The organism is Streptomyces parvus (genome assembly GCF_014648875.1).
GTDB lineage: Bacteria > Actinomycetota > Actinomycetes > Streptomycetales > Streptomycetaceae > Streptomyces > Streptomyces parvus.
In genome coordinates, this window is the sequence record NZ_BMRY01000006.1 from 41,002 (window position 1) to 58,706 (window position 17,705).

The window sequence follows — 17,705 nt, forward strand, 5'->3', positions numbered from 1 at the left end:
GCTGCGGGTCGACCGAAAGCCGTTGTCTACTGAACGTCCGGGCCCCACCCGGGTCCCACCCTCCGTCCGGCTGAATCCCTCCCTCGCCCCCGAGGCGCGGGCGCTGAACCTGGCTGCCAGCGGTGGTGCGCCGGTGCGGCACACCACCTCATGACCCAGCGGCGTTCGACGACTGCGTGGAGGTTTAACCGGTCGGACGTCCTGTGGTGGACCCGGCCGAACCTACCGGCCCGTGGGCGCTTTCTGTCAACAGCCGTGCGACCTGCGACTTTTTCCGAAATGGCCTGGTCAGTGCCGAAGGGTCGCAGGTCGCGGACCGGCGGTCGGGCCATCGATCGGTGGTACGAAATGTCCTGACGTCACTCGTTCGGTCGCACGTAGACCGTTTGTCCGAGGACCACGGTCCGCAGGCAGACGGGCAGGTCGGCGCCGGGGGTCAGGTCCGGCAGACCGGGCGTGCCGGACCGGGGGTCGGTGGACCAGCGGGCGACCCGGTCGTCGGGGGCCTGGACCAGCAGTTCGGCGGTCCGCCAGACGGCGTAGTCGGCCGGGGCGCCGGGTACCAGGAGGCCCGCGTCGTCGCGGCCGATGGCCCGCCAGCCGCCCCGGGTGTGGGCGGTGAACCCGGCGCGGACCGAGACGCGGTGCTCCGGGGTGCGGTGGTGGGCGGCGGCCCGCACGGTGCCCCAGGGGTCGAGCGGGGTGACGGGGCTGTCGGAGCCGAAGGCGAGCGGCACTCCGGCGCGCAGCAGCGCGGCGTACGGGTTGAGGGAGGCGGCCCGCTCCGCGCCGAGGCGTTCGGCGTACATCCCGTCCGGGCCGCCCCAGGCGGCGTCGAAGGCGGGCTGGACGGAGGCGGTGAGGCCCAGCTCCGCAAAGGCTGCGATCGTCTCGGGGGTGAGCATCTCGGCGTGTTCGACGCGGTGGCGGGCGGCCCGGATCCGGTCGAGGCCGAGCGCCTGGGCGGCGGCCCTGACCCCGTCCACCACGGCGGTGACCGCGGCGTCGCCGATGGCGTGGAAGCCCGCCTGGAGGCCGGCCTCGGTGCAGGCGGTGACGTGGGCGGCGATCCGGGCGGCGTCCAGGTGGGCGGTGCCGGTGTGCGGGGCGTCCGTGTAGGGCTGGTGCAGGCAGGCGGTGTGCGAGCCGAGGGAGCCGTCGACGAACAGGTCTCCGGCCGCGCCGATCGCGCCGAGTTCGCGGATGCGACGGGCGTCCTTCTCGTCCGCGATCTCCTCGGCCCAGAGGCCGAAGACACGCGGTCCCGGTCGCTCGGCGGCCAGCGCGAGGAGGGCGGTGAAGTCCCCCTCGTCGGAGATCTCGGGCCCGCCGCACTCGTGGACGCTGCCGATGCCGAGGGAGGCGGCGTGGTCGAGGGCGGCGCGCTGGGCCGCGGCCCGCTGGGCGGCCGGGAGCGCGTTGTGGGCGGCGGCCCGCACCGCGTGGTGGGCGTCGCCGGTCAGCGGCCCGTCCGGGTGGTACCCGCTCATCGCGGTGACGCCGGGGACGAGGTCCAGCAGGGCCGTCGTGACGACTGCGGAGTGCACGTCGATGCGCGGCAGGTAGAGGGCCCGGCCGCCGGCCGCCTCGTCGAGTTCGGCACGCGAGGGGTGACGGCGCTCGGGCCAGCGGGCGGCGTCCCAGCCGTGTCCGAGCAGGACGTCCCCGGGGGCGCGGCCCTGGCCGAACGCCCTGACGAGGCCGAGCGCCTCGGACAGGGTGCGGGCGCCCGAGAGGTCGAGCCCGGTCAGGGCCAGGCCGGTGGCGGTGGTGTGCACATGGGCGTCGGTGAACGCCGGGGTGACCAGGGCGCCTTCGAGGTCGACCACCTCGTCCACCCCGCTCGCGAAGGCGTCGGCGGCCCCTTCGGAACCCACCCAGGCGACGTGCCCGCGTTCGACGACCATCGCGGTGGCGAACGGGTCGGCGGGGCTGTGGACGTCTCCGCCGCGCAACAGGACGGTGCGGTGGTCGGGGGTGCTCTGGGGGGCGGTGCTCTGGCTCATGGGACCAGTCTCGCGCCTGGCGGGGGCCGCCCGGACCGCGCCCCCCCCTCCCGAGGGGCGGTCCGGGGTCCGGATCCGCGGGGCAGTGGGCCCGGGCCCCGGGTGGCGGGGCTTCAGATCCGCGGCGGCCGGGCCTCGTACGGGGTGGACAGGACGACGGTGGTCCGGGTGGACACGCCGGCGAGCGTGCGGATCCGGGTCAGCAGGTGCTCCAGCTCCAGCGGGGTCGCCACCCGCACCTTGAGGATGTAGTTCTCGTCCCCGGCGACGCTGTGGCAGGCCTCCAGCTCGGGCACCCCGGCGAGCCGCTCGGCGATGTCGTCGGGGGCGCTCGGGTCGAACGGTTTCACCGAGATGAACGCGGTGAGGGGCAGTCCGACGGCCTCGGGGTCGACGACCGCGGCATAGCCGCGGATCACCCCGCGCTGCTCCAGCCTGCGGACACGCTGATGAACCGCCGAGGTGGACAGGCCCGTGGCCTTGCCCAGGTCGGTGTAGCTCATCCGCCCGTCCTTGACGAGCAACTCAACGATCTGACGGTCCAGCTCCTCCATGCGGATCAACCTATGGCCCCGGGCACCGCTCGGCACAGTCGCGCGGGTCACGGAACGGCACCTGCGGGCGGCATGTGACGAACGCCACAGGTTCACGGGTCGGTAAGGGGTCGCCTCGCGGTTACCGGCCACGCGCGGCGGGAAGTGCTTGCTGTGGTCGAGGCCGTGTCGCCTTGTCGACCCACCCGAGGGGGGAATTCCCGTGCAGAGCCTGAAGCTCACCGAACGTACCGAACCGGAGCCTGTCGATCCGGACGACGACGGTACCGCCGACGCGTACGACATGTTCGAGATGGTCCGGGTGATCTGCCCGGACTGCGCCCAGCCCATCGCGCTGCTGGCCGACGAGGACGTCCTGCCGGAACACGCCCGGTGCCCCACGCCGTGGAACCCCTTCGTGCTCACCGTCTGCGCCGGCACCGGCCGCGGCGCGAGTGACGCCCGGCCGGCGGACGAGACGCTGGAGCTCCAGGAGCAGGAGGCCGGGCTGCTGCTGACGCTGCCCCAGGGCCTCGACTGGCGGATGCAGCCCTTCTCGCACGCCGGAGGGCCCGGCTCCCGTCCGCTGCGCGTGCCGCGGATGCGGCGCGAGGCCGCCTGACCCGCACCCCGTACGCCCCGCCCAGCACCACGACGGACCGCCGCCGTGGTGCCCGCGGCTCTCCCGTCCGCCGCTCGCCGGCCCAGCACGCGGGCACCCGCGAACGCGCGCTCGAATCGGTGGGACAGTGACCCCGGCCCGCCCCACGGCGTTGGCCCCGTATGACCACGCTGCATTCACCAGTCGGTTCGGGTCGCCGTCGGCTCGCCGTACCCGCCCCCGAAGAATCGGTTCCGCAGCCGGGAACGCCCGCACAGCCGCTGCCCCGTTCCACGGGGAACTCGCCCATGGGCGCCCCCGTGGACCCACCGATCTACAGCGCCCTGCTCAGACAGTGGGAGAGCGCCGGCAGAACCGTGCCGGGACGCCGCGACCCGGAGTGGGCCCGGGCCGCGGCCCTGCCCGCGTGGTCCGAGGGGCCGCTGCGGTTCAGCGCGTCTCGGGACCCGCGAGGTGCCGCGCGATGACCATGCGCTGGATCTGATTGGTGCCCTCCACGATCTGGAGCACCTTCGCCTCGCGCATCAGCCGCTCGACCGGGAAGTCGAGCGTGTAGCCGTATCCGCCGAGCACCTGGACGGCGTCGGTGGTCACCCGCATGGCCGCGTCCGTGCAGAACAGCTTGGCCATGGCGGCCTGCCGGGAGAAGGGCTCCCCCGCGTCCCGCAGCCGGGCCGCCTCCAGATACAGCGCCCGGCCGGCCTCGATCTGGGTGGCCATGTCGGCGAGCATGAACCGCAGCCCCTGGAAGTCCGCGATGGGGCGGCCGAACTGGCGCCGGTCGGTGGCGTAGCGGACGGCCTCGTCCAGGGCGGCCTGGGCGACACCGACGGCACAGGCGGCGATGCCGAGCCGCCCGGAGTCGAGGGCGGACAGGGCGATGGCGAAGCCCTGGCCCTCCTCGCCGATGCGCCGGTCGTCGCCGACCCGTACGCCGTCGAAGTGGAGCTGGGCGGTGGGCGAGCCCTTCATCCCCATCTTCTTCTCGGGGAGGGCCGCGTTCAGCCCCTCGGCGTCACCGGGGACGAGGAAGGCGGTGATGCCGCGGGCGCCCTCGACGCCCGTACGGGCGAGCACCGTGTAGAAGTCCGCCACGCCGCCGTGGGTGATCCACGCCTTGGTCCCGGTGATGACCCAGTCGTCCCCGTCCCGTACGGCCTTGGTGCGCAGGGAGGCCGCGTCGGAGCCGGAGGCGGGCTCGGAGAGGCAGTAGGCGCCCAGCAGGCCGCCAGAGAGCATCGCCGGAAGGTGTGCGGCCTGCTGCGCGTCGGTGCCGTATCCGGCGAGCGCGTGACAGGCGAGGGAGTGGACGCTGACGCCGAGTCCCACGGTGAGCCGCGCGGCGGCCAGTTCCTCCAGGACCTGGAGGTAGACCTCGTAGGGCTGGTCTCCGCCGCCGTGGGCGGAGCCGTACGGGAGTCCGAGCAGACCGGCCTCGGACAGCAGGGTGAAGACCTCGCGGGGGAAGACGCCCGCTTCCTCCTCCTCGGCCGCCCGGGGAGCGATCTCCTTGGCCACGATGTCGCGGACGAGCGCGACGAGCTGCCGGGACTCCTCGGTGGGCAGACGGCGTTCCACCGGCTGCGGGGCACGGTCGGACATGACGGCGCTCTCCTCCCTGTCGGGCGTTGCGGCGGTCGCGCGCTCGGGGTGGGAGAGGCGCCGCCGGGTGATCTCCCGGAGATGATCCCGGGAAAAACAGACTGCACAGCCGATCCTGCCCTCCCGGGTCACGGGTGGCGCGGCCATCGGCTGTGGCGGGTTGAGTATGCCCGATCGGACGCCTTCCGTCACGGGGGCAAAGGGCAGGTCGGAGGGGCGACGAGGGCGGGAACGATCAGTGAATTGGTCCGAACCATTGACCCAACTGGTCTAGTCCTTCTACGGTTCCACCGAACGCCTAACGCGTTCATGTCAAACCGGGCGCAGTCGCCCGGAGTTCGGCCAGCACCCCCCACGCACAAGCCCTCCCCCACGAGGAGCCACGATGCTCAAGCTGCACCGTCCCCGCGCCCGCCTCCGGGCGCTCGCCGCGGCCGCCTGTACGGCGGCCCTCGGCGCCACCCTGCTCGGCGTCGCGGGCACGTCCCCGGCCGGCGCGACCCCCACCGCGCAGTCGGCCGCCGCCACCGCGAAGGAGGCCGCCCCCACGGCCGCCGCGGGCGGCAAGGTGATCGGATACTTCACCAACTGGGGTACGTACGACCGCAATTACCACGTCAAGAACATCGAGACGTCGGGTTCCGCGGACAAGCTGACCCACATCAACTACGCCTTCGGCAACGTGACCGGCGGCAAGTGCCAGATCGGCGACTCCTACGCCGACTACGAGAAGGCCTACACCGCCGAGGAGTCGGTCGACGGGGTCGCCGACACCTGGGACCAGGAACTGAGGGGCAACTTCAACCAGTTGCGGAAGCTGAAGAAACTCCACCCCGACCTCAAGGTCCTGTGGTCCTTCGGCGGCTGGAGCTGGTCCGGCGGCTTCGGTGAGGCCGCGCAGAACCCGGCCGCGTTCGCGAAGTCCTGCTACGACCTGGTGGAGGACCCCCGCTGGGCCGATGTCTTCGACGGCATCGACATCGACTGGGAGTACCCCAACGCCTGCGGGCTCACCTGTGACACCAGCGGCCGCGACGCGTACGGCAATCTGCTGGGCGAGCTGCGCAAGGCCTTCGGGAACGACAACCTGATCACCTCGGCGATCACCGCGGACGGCTCCGACGGCGGCAAGATCGACGCGGTGGACTACGCGGGGGCGGCGCAGCACCTCGACTGGTACCTGCCGATGACGTACGACTTCTTCGGCGCGTTCGCGGCGCAGGGCCCGACGGCCCCGCACTCCCCGCTGACGTCCTACCCGGGCATCCCGTCGGAGGGCTTCAACTCCGACGCCGCGATCTCCAAGCTGAAGTCGCTGGGCATCCCGTCGGAGAAGCTGCTGCTGGGCATCGGCTTCTACGGCCGCGGCTGGACCGGCGTCACGCAGTCCGAGCCGGGTGGCAGCGCGACGGGCGCGGCGCCGGGCACGTACGAGGCGGGCATCGAGGACTACAAGATCCTCAAGGACAGCTGCCCGGCCACGGGCAAGGTCGCGGGCACGGCGTACGCGCACTGCGGGAACAACTGGTGGAGCTACGACACCCCGGAGACCATCGGCACCAAGATGACCTACAAGAACGAGCAGGGCCTCGGCGGCACGTTCTTCTGGGAGCTGAGCGGTGACACGACGAACGGCGAGCTGATCAAGGCGATCGATTAGCGGGCCGCGAGGCTGTGGGGGTGGTGCTTCGCCACCCCCACAGCCGTCTCCGTCGGCAGTTCTCCCAGCAGGCCTAGAGCAGGCCGAGCTGGGTGACGAGCATCGCGAACACGACGACGAAGGCCCAGCCGGCGATGTGCTCCATCAGCTTCGAGCCGTCGTCGGGGCCACCGGTACGGGCCCGGCGGGCGTGGTGGGCGTGTGCTGCGGCGCTGGTCGCGGTCATGGGCGTCTCGCTCTTCGTACGGCTGAGGCAGGGGCCCCGCCCCCTGGTGACCCGACCAGCGTGCCAGCGCCCGGGCCCGGACAGAACGAGATCCCGGTCACGGCGCGATGCGGCCCGGGCGACGGGAGCGCTACCGCTCCCCCGTCACGGCACGGAAAAGCCGCCGCGCCGGGGGCACGGGGTCGGGGTCCGCTGTGGGCGACGCCACAGCGTGCCGCCCTCGGGGTACGACATCCGCCGCCCCACCCCGCAGGCTCTTATCCGGAACCGGACAGGTGTGGGAACTTTTTCGGCCATCCGGCCGACTACTGCCCCATGGGAAGAGACCGCGGCACCGAATCGCACGCCGTACCCCCCGCCGAGCCCCCCGGGGCTGGTGGCTACCTTGTGTCCATGCGTGCACCGGGCGGCCTGCCGAGGCGAGCGGCCAGGGGCCTGCTCTGCGGTTCGGCGTGCCTGGTCCTCGGTGCCGCGAGCCATGTCGCGGCGGGTGGACATCTGCCCGGCACGGGGGTGCTCGCGCTCCTGTTCCTCGCCCTGACCGTTCAGGGCGCCCTGCTCCTCGGCGGCCGGAGGCGGCGCTTCGACGTCGTGGTCCTGGTGCTCGGGGCGACCCAGTTCGCCCTGCACAACGCGTTCCACTTCCTCCCGGCCCCCGGTGGCGGCACGCATCCCGGGATGCCCGCCGGGCACGGGCACGGACCCCAGCACCACATGGCCGGGGCGTCCGGGGACCCCGGGGCCGCGCATGCCATGGATGCCGGGATGGCCCTGGCCCACGCGGCGGCCACCCTGGGGTCGGCCCTCTGCGTGCTGTACGGGGAGCGGGTGCTGCGACGCCTCGGTGGGCTGCTCGCCCCGCGCGTCGTCCTCCGGCCGGCCCCGTCGCTCCCCTGCCCGCCGCGGTCGCGCCCGGTGCCGCCGGTGGTGGTGCGGATCCGGTTCGGGGCGCTCCTCGCCCGGTCCCGGTCCCGGCGCGGGCCGCCCGTGGCGGCCTCGGCCTGACCTCTCCACTCATCTGCCTCATCCGCGCGACGCCGGAACCGCTCCGGCGTCCCTGAGGCATGCGTGCGGGAGCCGTCGGGCGCGCGTCCGTCACCATCCGCCCCTCCGAGGAGCATCCATGTCCCGCAGAACCGAAGAAATACCGCAGAACGAGCAGAAACAGAGCGAGCCGGAACAGAACGAACACGGTCCGGCCGACGGGAGACCGGACGGTCCCGCGAAACCCTCGTCCGAGCGGCCGCGCCCGGCCCGCTCCTGGGCTGAGGTGCGGCATCTCCTGGTCCGGCTGCACTTCTACGCCGGGGTGCTCGTCGCCCCCTTCCTGCTGGTGGCCGCGCTGACCGGGCTGGCCTACACGCTGACGCCCCAGCTCGACCGGCTCGTCTACGGCGACCAGCTCCGGGTGGAACAGGTCGGCGACGAGGTGCGTCCGCTGGCCGAACAGATCGCCGCCGCGCGGGCCGCGTACCCCGAAGGCACCCTGGCGTCGGTGATCACCCCGCCGGGCCCCGAGGACACCACCCGGGTCGTGCTCGCGGTGCCGGAGCTGGGCGAGAACCAGCGCACGGTGTTCGTCGACCCGTACACCGCCGAGGTGCGGGGCGAGCTGACCACCTGGTTCGGGTCGACGCCGCTCACCACCTGGCTCGACGACCTGCACCGCAATCTCCACCTCGGCGACACGGGCCGCCTCTACTCCGAGGTCGCCGCGAGCTGGCTGTGGGTGGCCGTCGCGGGCGGCCTGGTGCTGTGGCTCGGGCGCGCCCGAGGTCTGCGCGCCAGGTCGGCCCGGGGCGTGCTGCTTCCGGACCGTAAGGCCAAGGGCGTACGGCGGACCCGCAGCTGGCACGCGGCCACTGGGGTGTGGCTGGCGCTGGGGCTGCTGTTCCTGAGCGCCACGGGCCTCACCTGGTCGAACTACGGCGGCGAGCGGTTCGGGCGGCTGCTGGACGCGGCGAACGGCAACGCCCCGGCCCTGGACACGGCGCTGCCGGGCTCCGATGCCCCTGCCGAGGACCACTCGGAGCACGCCGGGCACGGCAGTTCCGGCGGCGCGACGGCCGACGCCGATCCGGCGGACTTCGACACGGCCCTGGCCGCGGCCCGGGGCGCGGGACTCGGCGGGATCGTGGAGGTGACGCCCCCGGCGGACGCGGCGAGCGCGTGGGTCGTGGCGCAGACCGACAACACCTGGCCGGTGCATTACGACCGGGTGGCCGTGGACACCACGAGCGGCGAGATCACCTCACGCACCCGTTGGGCCGACCACCCGGCCCTCAACAAGCTCAGCAAGCTGGGCGTGCAGGGCCACATGGGGGTGCTGTTCGGGGTCGCCAACCAGATCGTGCTGGCGCTGATCGCCCTCGGTCTGACCGCGGTGATCGTCTGGGGCTACCGCATGTGGTGGCTGCGCCGGCCCACCCGGGGCGACCGGCCCGCGCGGGTCGGCAGGGCCCCCGAGCGCGGGGCGTGGCGGCGGATCCCGCTGCCCGCCCTCGTCCTGGGCATCCCGGCCGTGGCCGCCCTGGGCTGGGCGCTGCCGGTCCTCGGGGTGACCCTGGCCGGGTTCCTGGTCGTCGACGCGGTGGTGGGGGCGGTGCGCCGGCGGCGTACAGCCTGACGGTGACGGGGTGAGGCTCCCGGGGCCGGCGGCGAGGAACGCCGGCCCCGGGACCGAGCCGTCATTTGCGGCCGACGCCCGCGTACATCGCGACGTCCTGCGTGGGCGTCCGGGCCCGCCACGCGGAGCACGACACCACCCCGGGCTCCAGCAGTTCCAGGCCGTCGAAGTAGCGCGCGACGGCGTCCGGGGTGCGCTGCGTGAGCTTCGGAGTGCCGTGCTCGTTCCAGAACGCCACCGCCTCGTCGACGTCCGGCATGTCGGGGTGCGTGACCGTGTGGGAGAGGACGAGGTGGCTGCCGGGCGCGAGCGCGTCCATGAGGCGGCGCACGATCGCGTACGACTGCTCGTCGTCCTCGATGAAGATGACGACCCCGAGCAGCATCAGCGCCACCGGCTGCGAGAGGTCGAGCGTCTTCGCCGCCGTGGCCAGGATGCCGTCGACGTCCCGCAGATCGGCGTCCAGATAGTCGATGCGCCCCTCGGGCGTCCCGACCAGCAGCGCCTGGGCGTGCGCCAGGACGAGCGGGTCGTTGTCCACGTACACGACACGGGTGCCGGGGGCGACGCGCTGGGCGACCTCGTGGGTGTTGTCGGCGCTGGGCAGCCCCGTTCCGATGTCCAGGAACTGCGTGATGCCCTCCTGCTCGGCCAGATGGCGCACCGCCCGCCCCAGGAACAGCCGGTCCGCCTTCGCGTAGTCGCCGATCCCGGGGTGCAGCGCCCGGATCTCGTCACCGGCCGCCCGGTCGACCGGATAGTTGTCCTTGCCGCCGGTCCAGTAGTTCCAGATGCGGGCGGTGTGCGGCCGGGTGGTGTCGATGCGCGATTCTATGTCGGTCACGCGTTCAACATAGCGCGCCCCTCTGGCAACTCCGGTACACCGGGGGCGCTTTGCTCACCTCCGGTCCGGCCGCGGCCGCCCGGGTCAGGCGCGCAGCGCCGCGTACGCCTCCAGCCATCCCGACGCCAGCCGGTCGCCGCGCGTGAAGACGGCCGCGCCCCGGCATCCGTCGCCCGCGCCGGCCTGGCCGGCGGGCGGCAGGAGCAGCGTGGTCTCCTCGCCGTCGGCGATGTGCAGCGTCGTGGCCGCCCCGCTCCACAGGTGGATCGCCGTCCCGGGCGGGGCCCAGACGCGGACTTCTTCGCCCTGGAGGGCGATGCGGGTTCCGGTGACCCGCTCCGCGAGGAGGGCGCGGTAGCCGTCCCGGGAGATGGCGCAGTCGCCCGGCGGCGTCGTGCCGTTCCAGTCGGGCGCGTCGATGCCGCGCGCCCGGGCCGCCTTCCACAGACGGGGGACGAGGCCGGGCGCGAGCGGGGCCGTGGCCATGCGCTCGCACATCCAGAGGAGGCGTCCGGCTCCTCGGCCGGCCCCCAGGGTGCGCCAGCGGATACGGAGGGAGAGGTCGGCGGCGACGACGGCCACCCAGGGGTGGACCGTGCCGAGGGGGCCCTGCGCACCGAGCCAGGCCAGGTAGCGCTGGGCCTCCTCCAGGATGCCGGTCATGGAGTCCACGGGGATGCCCAGGACGTACGCGGGACGGCCGCGGAAGAGGGCGGGCCGGTGCGCCGCGAGGAGCAGGACCGCGCGGGCGAGGTCTCCGGCCCGGGGGCCCTGCTCGTCCTCGGCCGACGCCGGTGCCTCCGCGCGGGCCGGCCCCCAGGGGGTGTCCGGCTCTTCGGCCGCCGCCCGTCCGGTCTCCCTCAGGGCCGCGCGCAGGGCCGCCTTCGCCCGCTCGGTGAACGGCGCCTGTTCGAGTACGGGCAGGCAGGTGCTGAGCAGCTCCGCGAGCAGGTCTTCGGCGGCGAGCGGGTCGTCGGGGACCGGGGCCCGCCGCAGTGCCGTCGCCAGGTCGTCGGCGAGCACGGCGTCGACCATGAAGCGGCTGGTCAGCCGACCCAGCGCGCTGGGCTCCAGGCGGTCCTCGTCGGCAGCGGGCCGCAGACAGCCCACCGAGGCGAGGAACTTCGCCGCCTCGTGCAGCGGTTCGACGCTGTCGTGGCCCTGGTACGCGGCGAACGTCCCGGCCCACCAGCTCTCCGCCTCTTCGAGAGTCGCCAGCCGCTGCTGCACGGCCTCCGCGAGGAGATGGTCGGCCACGTGGTCGGCCAGACGCGACCGCACGGTGTATCCGGCGGCCAGCCTGGCCTGCCAGTGGGCCCGTTCCGCCGGGTCGGTGAGCAGGAACGCCCAGCCCTCGCGCTCTCCGGCGCCGATGCGCCCGGCGCGGCCGAACATCTGCTGGACCATCGACACCTCGACTCGGTCCATGCCGAGGGTGGTGTCGCTGACGATCACCGCGCGGGCGGGCAGATTGACGCCCGCCGCCACCGTGGAGGTGGCGACCAGGACGTCCGCCTCGCGGGCCCGGAAGGCCTGTTCGGCCTCCCGCTTGTACGGCCAGTCCCGGTAGTGCAGCCGCACCCCGGCCCCGGTGCACAGCCGCTCTACGGCTTCGGCGTCGTCCGCGTCCACGCCGACGGTGGAGACGCCCCGGTCCGCGGCCAGCGCGAGCGCCGTCGACCGCACCCGGCGCTTGCTCCCGCAGAAGACGAGGACGCTGCCGCCGTCGTCGGTGACCTGCCGGGCGATCCGCACGGCGGCGCCGGTACGGACGGCGGCCCGCGCCGCCCAGTCCGTCTCCTCGACCGGGTCCAGGAGGGGCAGTTGCCAGGTGAGCCGGGTCGGGCGCCAAGTGGTGCGGAGCAGGCGGGCGCCCAGCCACCGGGCCACCTCCTCCGCGTTGGCGACCGTCGCGGACAGGCCGACGATGCGGGTGCCCGCGCTGTCCTCCCGGACGCGGGCGAGCAGCGCCTCCAGTACGGCTCCGCGCGTCGGGTCGCCGAGAAGATGGATCTCGTCCACCACCAGGCAGCCGACCTCGGCGAGGGAGTCCCGCAGCGAGCCCGCGCGGCAGATCGCCTCGAACTTCTCGGTCGTGGCCACCCAGACGTCGGCCGACCGGATCAGCTCCGTGTCCACCGCGGCCTCGCCGGTCAGCCGCACCACCCGCAGCCCGCGGCTCCGCCACAGCTGGAGGTCACGGTCGAGTTCGTCGGTGAGCGAGCGCTGCGGCACCAGCCAGGCCGCCTTGCGCCCGCGGGTGTACGCCTCCAGCGCCGCGACCATGCCGATCGGGGTCTTTCCCGCACCCGTCGGCGCCACGACGACCAGATGGCCCCGGCCCTCCAGCACCTCCGGGACGGCAGCGGCCTGGACCGGGTTGAACGACGGGTGCGGCAGCAGTTCCGCCCAGTCGGCCGGCACCAGGGCTCCGACGGGCACGTAGGTTTCGGCGTCGCCCTCCGGCAACTCCTCCAGCGCGTCCCACTGGGCGGCGAAGGCGTCCCGGGCCGCGACCGCCCAGGGCCCCGCCGCGGGGGCCGCACCCTCCGGGCCGGCCGTGACCAACTCCGTGCGGCCGCCTGTGTCGTTCACCGTGCCGACCTGCCCGGCCTCTTCCCAGTATCGGCTGACGCGGCAGGGGACGTCCCGCTCCTCAAGCCATCCCCGCAACTCCTCGTACTCCGGGCCGTCGGGGAGGATCACCCGCGCGTCCTCGGCCGCCGCGAGCGCCGCTTCGGCCGGGCGCCACGCCGGGTCGGCGGCCTTCCACCACGCCAGGGCGCGCGGCTCGGTCCCGTCCGGCACGGCCAGGTCCTGCGGCCATGCCGGACCGCCGCCCGCGCGCACTCCCGGCCCCGGCTGCGCCGGAACCCTGGCGATCGCATTGAGCTGGTCGTACCGCTTCACCCCGAGGTCGGCCGAGACAGAACCCTGTGTACCGGCCTCGTCACTGTGCATGGCTCAACTGTGGCATCCCATGATCACCGCGCGCATATGTTTCGGAGGGTTTCCCTTCGATCAGGCGGGCTCACAGCAGCCCGAGCGAACGCAGCACGCGCTGCCGGGAAGGCGTCGGCCGATCGGGCCAGTACACGTAGCAGACGCCGCCCGTCCCGCTCCTGACCTTGCCCTCGGCGTCGTACCGCTTGGTCCTGAGCCAGATGTTCTCGAACTCGCGCCTGCGGTAGACCCGGCGTACCGCGTCGTTGTCGGGTGACGCGGGGTCGTTCGCGACGACGTCACCCTCCGGGGTGAAACCGATGACCGTCATCAGGTGGCCCGACGTGCCGTATCCGGCGCCGGTCAGCTCTTCCTTCAGGAAGGACTGGGAGGTGATGACGGGGATTCCGGCGCGGACCAGCCGCTCCACGTCGGTGAGCGAGCCGAGCCGGGTGACGACGGCGTTCATGTCGCGGTACGTGGCGGCGTAGGCGGCGTTGAACGGCCAGTTGCCGCAGCCCCCGTACTGGTAGTCGTAGGTGTTGCGGGCGGCGTGGCAGACCTGGGGGTCGGGCAGGCCGGGCTTGACCCAGGCGAGGTCCTCCGCTGTGGGCTTCCGGCCCCAGTACTCGATGATCATCTGCGACGAGGTGGGGCTGCACCACGCCTCGCCGCCGTTGTCGTACTCGGGGTACTGCCCGATGTGGATGTTCTGCGAGTAGCGGGGCACGGGCAGTTCGCGGGCGGGCCCGGGGGCGGTCTCGGGCACGGTGAAGCGGTCGGGCACGTCGGAGGCCATCGCGCCGACCCGCCACACGGTCGGGGTGAGGCGGCTGCCGGGGGCGCGGTACAGCGTCAGCCGCAGCCGGAAGGAGACCAGGCGTACGCCGCTCGCCGGGTCGTCCACCGCGAGGGTGTCCGTCCACACGGTGCTGCGCGGGTCGCCCTGGCCGTCGACGGATGTACGCCGGATGTCGCCGTCGCCCGCAGCCCAGCGGCCCATCACGAACCAGGGGGTGTCGGTGCCGTCGGTGTACCGGCCGCTCAGCTCGACCTGGATCCAGGTGCCGGCCGGTGTACGGGCGTTCCAGGAGGCGATCACCTCGGTGGCCGGGACGGCGGAGCGGTGGACGGGCGAGGTCCAGGTGGCGTAGTCCCAGGCGGCCGTCTCCCCGGTGTGCGGGTCGGTGTGGTCGACGCGGCCGGCCGGGGCGGCGATCACCAGGCCGGGGCGGGCGCCGGGGAGGATCCGGGTGCCGTCGGCGGAGCCGCAGCGCCAGTCGGTGTAGGTGTGCCAGAAGCGGTTGTCCACGAGGGCTGCCGGGGCGGCGGAGGAGGAGGCTGAGGGTGAGGCCGCGGCGGCGGACGCGGGCGCGGCGGAGGAGGCCACCGTGCCGGCGCTCGCCGCGGCGGCGAGCGCGGCGGTCAGAACGGTTCTGCGCGAAGTCGGACTGGTCATGGTCGTGACCCCCGGTCGGATGCGGAAGAAGGTGGTCTGCGGATGCCGCGCGGTTCGGTGCCGTGCGGTTCGGTGCCGTGCGATTCGGGGTGCGGGTGCCGTGCGATTCGGTGCGGTTCGGATGCCGTGCGGTCCGCCAACTATCCCGGTTCCGGGGCGGATCGGGCCAGCGGTTCGGCGGTCGCCGCCGAACCAATATGGGTCTGGACCACTGGCATGACCTGCGACGGCTCCCTGGTGCCCGCGTGCCGGAACGTACCCTGGGGCCATGGACGACCTGGCCCGCCACGCCGATGACCTCGCCGCACTGCCCCCCTCCTGCGGGCCGGTCCGGCTCGTCGCGGTCGACGGACACGCCGGTTCGGGCAAGAGCACCTTCGCCGCCCGCCTCGCGACGGCGCTGGGCGGCGCCCCGGTCCTTCATCTGGACGATCTCGCCACGCACGAGGAGCTGTTCGGCTGGACGGGGCGGCTGCGGGAACAGGTGCTCGGGCCGCTCTCGCACGGCGAGCACGCCCGCTATCTCCCGTACGACTGGACGGAGCGCCGCTTCGGGCCGGCCCGGACCCTGGAGCCGGCCCCGGTGGTGCTGGTGGAGGGGGTCGGCGCGGGCCGCCGGGAGGTGCGGCCGTGGCTGGCGGCGCTCTGCTGGATGGAGCTGGACCGGGAGACGTCCTGGGAACGGGGCCGGCGCCGGGACGGGGCCGGGCTCACCGGGTTCTGGGACGGGTGGACACGCGCCGAGGAGCGGCATTTCGCCGAGAACCCCTCCCGGCCGTACGCCGACACTCTGGTACGCCAGTTGCCCGAGGGGTACGTGTGGCTGCCGGGGCCTCGTACGACAGCGGGAGCGAACCGGAACGTCACATACCGTAGCCAGGACGGCCCGCCATACTGAGCAGTCGGAAATCGGCCCCGAAGTGCCCCAACTCCGCTTGACCGAGGGGCCTTACTGGTCTTACGTTCTCATTGTGAGGCTTTTCGGAGCCCCCGCAGACGCGAAGCCCCCGGTTGTTCCCCCGTGATCGGGGGCTTCGCCCTGTGCTCCCGACGCCACTTTGGCGACTACGCAGAGCAATACATTCACCCTCGGTGACCACTCCTGAGGGGCGGCCGTTGAGCGGTCCCGCCCCCTGTGCGCGGGTACGATGCACCTCGGTGTGGTCAATTCCCTTCCTCCACGCCGTGATTCAGCACGCTCAGGTGGGCATGCTGTGCGGGCGGGACATCCTGGGGGCACGGTTTGTGGGGGACCTGATGGACATCGGCACACAGGGCGCTGGAGCCCCCGCCGACCTCGCCTGGCTGCGCGGCATGGACGCCTACACGATGGGCGCCTACCCGCAGGCCGAGGAGGAGTTCAGAGCCGCTGTGCGGTTCGATCCCGGCATGGCGGACGGCTGGCTCGGCCTCCACGCGCTGCGCATCGACACCACCACGGCCCTGTTACGCATGTACCGGCACCGCGACCGCTTCGGCGAACAGCGTGCCCGCCACCGCCGGGCGCTCAACTCCTGGTACTGGCTGGGCTGGTGGGTGCAGCCGGTGCTGGAGAGCCCGCGGGATCTGCTGCTGGCCCACGCCTCGCACTGGCTGGACGGACGCCATGTGCCCGAGCTGGAACGGGCGTTGGCCGGGCTGCCGCCGGTGGACACGGATCCGCAGGTGCGGTTCCTGCACGCCTGCCGCTCGTATCTGGTCAAGGACTGGGAGCAGTTGGTGCGCTGCACCGAGCAGCTCGTCGACGATCCGATGCTGGGCATCGAGGCGGGTCTGTTCGGCGGGATGGCCCGGGTACGGCTGGAGATGTTCGGGCAGGCGGAGCCGCTGCTGTCGGCCGCGCTGATGCGCTGCCGCAGTGAGCAGCCGCAGCGCAAGGAGCTGCGCTACTGGCTGGCGCGGGCCCATGAGGGCACGGGCCGGAGTGCCGCCGCCCTGCCGCTGTACCGGGCGGTGCACCGGGTGGACCCGGCGTTCATGGACACCTCCGCCCGGCTGGCGGCGCTCGTGGAGGGCGACGGGTTCGACGAGTCGGCGGATCTGGCCGCCGTGACCCTGACCGGTTTCGGTTCGGGCGGCGCGGGGGCGGGGGCGCAGCCGGAGGGCGACGCGTTGCTCGGCACCGACCTGGTGGACGGGCGTGAGTCCTGGCCGGTGGGCGAGGCGGGGCTGCTCGGCGACGAGCCGGTGCCCGGTCCGCCCGTCCCCGTCGAGGGGGCCCGGCGCACCAAGACCCGCAGGCCGCCGCCGTTCCCGGCCGGGCCGAGCGATCCCGTCCTGCTGGCCGAGGCGCTGGCGCAACTGGAGCGGATGGTCGGCCTGGAGCCGGTCAAGCGGCAGGTCAAGGCGCTCTCGGCGCAGCTGAACATGGCCCGGCTGCGGGCCGGGCAGGGGCTGCCCGTGCAGCCGCCGAAGCGCCATTTCGTCTTCTCCGGGCCCTCCGGAACCGGCAAGACCACGGTGGCGCGCATCCTGGGCCGGGTCTTCTACGCCCTCGGGCTGCTCGGCGGCGATCATCTGGTCGAGGCCCAGCGCTCGGATCTGGTCGGGGAGTTCCTGGGCCAGACGGCGGTGAAGGCGAACGATCTGATCGACTCGGCGCTCGGCGGGGTGCTGTTCGTCGACGAGGCCTACAGCCTGGCCAACTCCGGTTACAGCAAGGGCGACGCGTACGGCGACGAGGCGCTTCAGGTGCTCCTCAAGCGGGCCGAGGACAACCGGGACCATCTCGTCGTCATCCTCGCGGGGTATCCGGAGGGCATGGACCGGCTGCTCGCCACCAATCCGGGGCTCTCCTCCCGGTTCACCAGCCGGGTCGACTTCCCCAGCTACCGGCCGCTCGAACTCACCGCGATCGGCAGTGTCCTGGCCGCCGAGAACGACGACGTGTGGGACGAGGAGGCGGTGGACGAGCTGCGCTCCATCAGCGGTCATGTGGTGGACCAGGGGTGGATCGACGAGCTGGGCAACGGCCGTTTCCTGCGGACGCTGTACGAGAAGAGCTGCGCCTACCGCGATCTGCGGCTCTCCGGCTACCCGGGCGAGCTGACCCGGGAGGACCTGTCGACGCTGCGCCTCGCGGACCTGATGCAGGCCTACGGCGAGGTGCTGTCGGGACGCGGTCCGGTGGGCCGGGGCAAGCAGGAGCCGGGCGCGGTGTGAGGGCCACGCCGGGGCGTTCGCT

Annotated in this window: 13 protein-coding genes; 6 read left to right on the plus strand and 7 right to left on the minus strand. The window is 73.3% G+C overall.

Annotated features, from left to right (window positions below; translation table 11 throughout):
- Positions 1-359: 359 nt before the first annotated feature.
- Together IE140_RS19415 and IE140_RS19420 are read right to left on the minus strand one after the other, a co-directional pair.
- Positions 360-2,006, minus strand: coding sequence for an amidohydrolase (locus tag IE140_RS19415; protein WP_150195004.1), 1,647 nt, complete (start codon positions 2,004-2,006; stop codon positions 360-362).
- A gap of 113 nt (positions 2,007-2,119) precedes the next feature.
- Positions 2,120-2,560, minus strand: coding sequence for an Lrp/AsnC family transcriptional regulator (locus tag IE140_RS19420; RefSeq protein WP_010057405.1), 441 nt, complete (start codon positions 2,558-2,560; stop codon positions 2,120-2,122).
- A 202-nt stretch (positions 2,561-2,762) separates the two neighbouring features.
- Between IE140_RS19420 and IE140_RS19425 the strand changes: the two genes are divergently transcribed.
- Positions 2,763-3,161 (plus strand): hypothetical protein, encoded by a 399-nt coding sequence (locus tag IE140_RS19425; protein WP_010070124.1) that lies wholly within the window; start codon positions 2,763-2,765, stop codon positions 3,159-3,161.
- Between the two features lie 429 nt (positions 3,162-3,590).
- Here the strand turns inward: IE140_RS19425 and IE140_RS19430 are convergent, their stop codons facing one another.
- Entirely contained in the window at positions 3,591-4,763 is a 1,173-nt protein-coding gene (locus IE140_RS19430) for an acyl-CoA dehydrogenase family protein (RefSeq protein ID WP_093439591.1), read from the minus strand.
- A gap of 385 nt (positions 4,764-5,148) precedes the next feature.
- Between IE140_RS19430 and IE140_RS19435 the strand changes: the two genes are divergently transcribed.
- The gene (locus IE140_RS19435; protein WP_150195000.1) at positions 5,149-6,423 is read left to right on the plus strand and encodes a glycoside hydrolase family 18 protein; all 1,275 of its coding nucleotides are present in this window, start codon (positions 5,149-5,151) and stop codon (positions 6,421-6,423) included.
- Positions 6,424-6,496: 73 nt separating this feature from the next.
- Here IE140_RS19435 and IE140_RS19440 read toward each other — a convergent pair whose 3' ends face one another.
- Positions 6,497-6,649: an SCO1431 family membrane protein gene (locus tag IE140_RS19440; RefSeq protein ID WP_107408773.1), complete on the minus strand. Its 153-nt coding sequence runs from the start codon at positions 6,647-6,649 to the stop codon at positions 6,497-6,499.
- Positions 6,650-7,162: 513 nt separating this feature from the next.
- Between IE140_RS19440 and IE140_RS19445 the strand changes: the two genes are divergently transcribed.
- Entirely contained in the window at positions 7,163-7,654 is a 492-nt protein-coding gene (locus IE140_RS19445) for a hypothetical protein (RefSeq protein WP_150195006.1), read from the plus strand.
- Positions 7,655-7,772: 118 nt separating this feature from the next.
- Positions 7,773-9,275, plus strand: coding sequence for a PepSY-associated TM helix domain-containing protein (locus IE140_RS19450; RefSeq protein WP_150194998.1), 1,503 nt, complete (start codon positions 7,773-7,775; stop codon positions 9,273-9,275).
- Positions 9,276-9,336: 61 nt separating this feature from the next.
- On the opposite strand, the gene IE140_RS19455 is transcribed toward IE140_RS19450, so the two are convergent.
- The 3 genes from IE140_RS19455 to IE140_RS19465 form a co-directional block, all read right to left on the minus strand.
- Positions 9,337-10,119 carry an SAM-dependent methyltransferase gene (locus IE140_RS19455; RefSeq protein WP_150194996.1) on the minus strand — a complete coding sequence of 261 codons (783 nt, stop codon included), beginning with the start codon at positions 10,117-10,119 and terminating at the stop codon, positions 9,337-9,339.
- Between the two features lie 84 nt (positions 10,120-10,203).
- Entirely contained in the window at positions 10,204-13,080 is a 2,877-nt protein-coding gene (locus IE140_RS19460) for a DEAD/DEAH box helicase (protein WP_150194994.1), read from the minus strand.
- Between the two features lie 70 nt (positions 13,081-13,150).
- The gene (locus IE140_RS19465) at positions 13,151-14,521 is read right to left on the minus strand and encodes a C39 family peptidase (protein WP_150194992.1); all 1,371 of its coding nucleotides are present in this window, start codon (positions 14,519-14,521) and stop codon (positions 13,151-13,153) included.
- Between the two features lie 268 nt (positions 14,522-14,789).
- Between IE140_RS19465 and IE140_RS19470 the strand changes: the two genes are divergently transcribed.
- Together IE140_RS19470 and IE140_RS19475 are read left to right on the plus strand one after the other, a co-directional pair.
- The gene (locus tag IE140_RS19470) at positions 14,790-15,419 is read left to right on the plus strand and encodes a uridine kinase family protein (RefSeq protein WP_150194990.1); all 630 of its coding nucleotides are present in this window, start codon (positions 14,790-14,792) and stop codon (positions 15,417-15,419) included.
- Between the two features lie 359 nt (positions 15,420-15,778).
- Positions 15,779-17,683, plus strand: a complete 1,905-nt coding sequence (locus IE140_RS19475) for an AAA family ATPase (protein ID WP_150194988.1) — start codon at positions 15,779-15,781, stop codon at positions 17,681-17,683.
- The last annotated feature ends 22 nt before the right edge of the window (positions 17,684-17,705 follow it).

Coding starts and splice junctions, on each gene's coding strand:
- IE140_RS19440 (WP_107408773.1), bottom strand. CDS start 6,649: ATGACCGCGACCAGCGCCGCAGCACACGCCCACCACGCCCGCCGGGCC.
- IE140_RS19475 (WP_150194988.1), top strand. CDS start 15,779: ATGGACATCGGCACACAGGGCGCTGGAGCCCCCGCCGACCTCGCCTGG.
- IE140_RS19460 (WP_150194994.1), bottom strand. CDS start 13,080: ATGCACAGTGACGAGGCCGGTACACAGGGTTCTGTCTCGGCCGACCTC.
- IE140_RS19465 (WP_150194992.1), bottom strand. CDS start 14,521: ATGACCAGTCCGACTTCGCGCAGAACCGTTCTGACCGCCGCGCTCGCC.
- IE140_RS19415 (WP_150195004.1), bottom strand. CDS start 2,006: ATGAGCCAGAGCACCGCCCCCCAGAGCACCCCCGACCACCGCACCGTC.
- IE140_RS19450 (WP_150194998.1), top strand. CDS start 7,773: ATGTCCCGCAGAACCGAAGAAATACCGCAGAACGAGCAGAAACAGAGC.
- IE140_RS19470 (WP_150194990.1), top strand. CDS start 14,790: ATGGACGACCTGGCCCGCCACGCCGATGACCTCGCCGCACTGCCCCCC.
- IE140_RS19420 (WP_010057405.1), bottom strand. CDS start 2,560: ATGGAGGAGCTGGACCGTCAGATCGTTGAGTTGCTCGTCAAGGACGGG.
- IE140_RS19430 (WP_093439591.1), bottom strand. CDS start 4,763: ATGTCCGACCGTGCCCCGCAGCCGGTGGAACGCCGTCTGCCCACCGAG.
- IE140_RS19435 (WP_150195000.1), top strand. CDS start 5,149: ATGCTCAAGCTGCACCGTCCCCGCGCCCGCCTCCGGGCGCTCGCCGCG.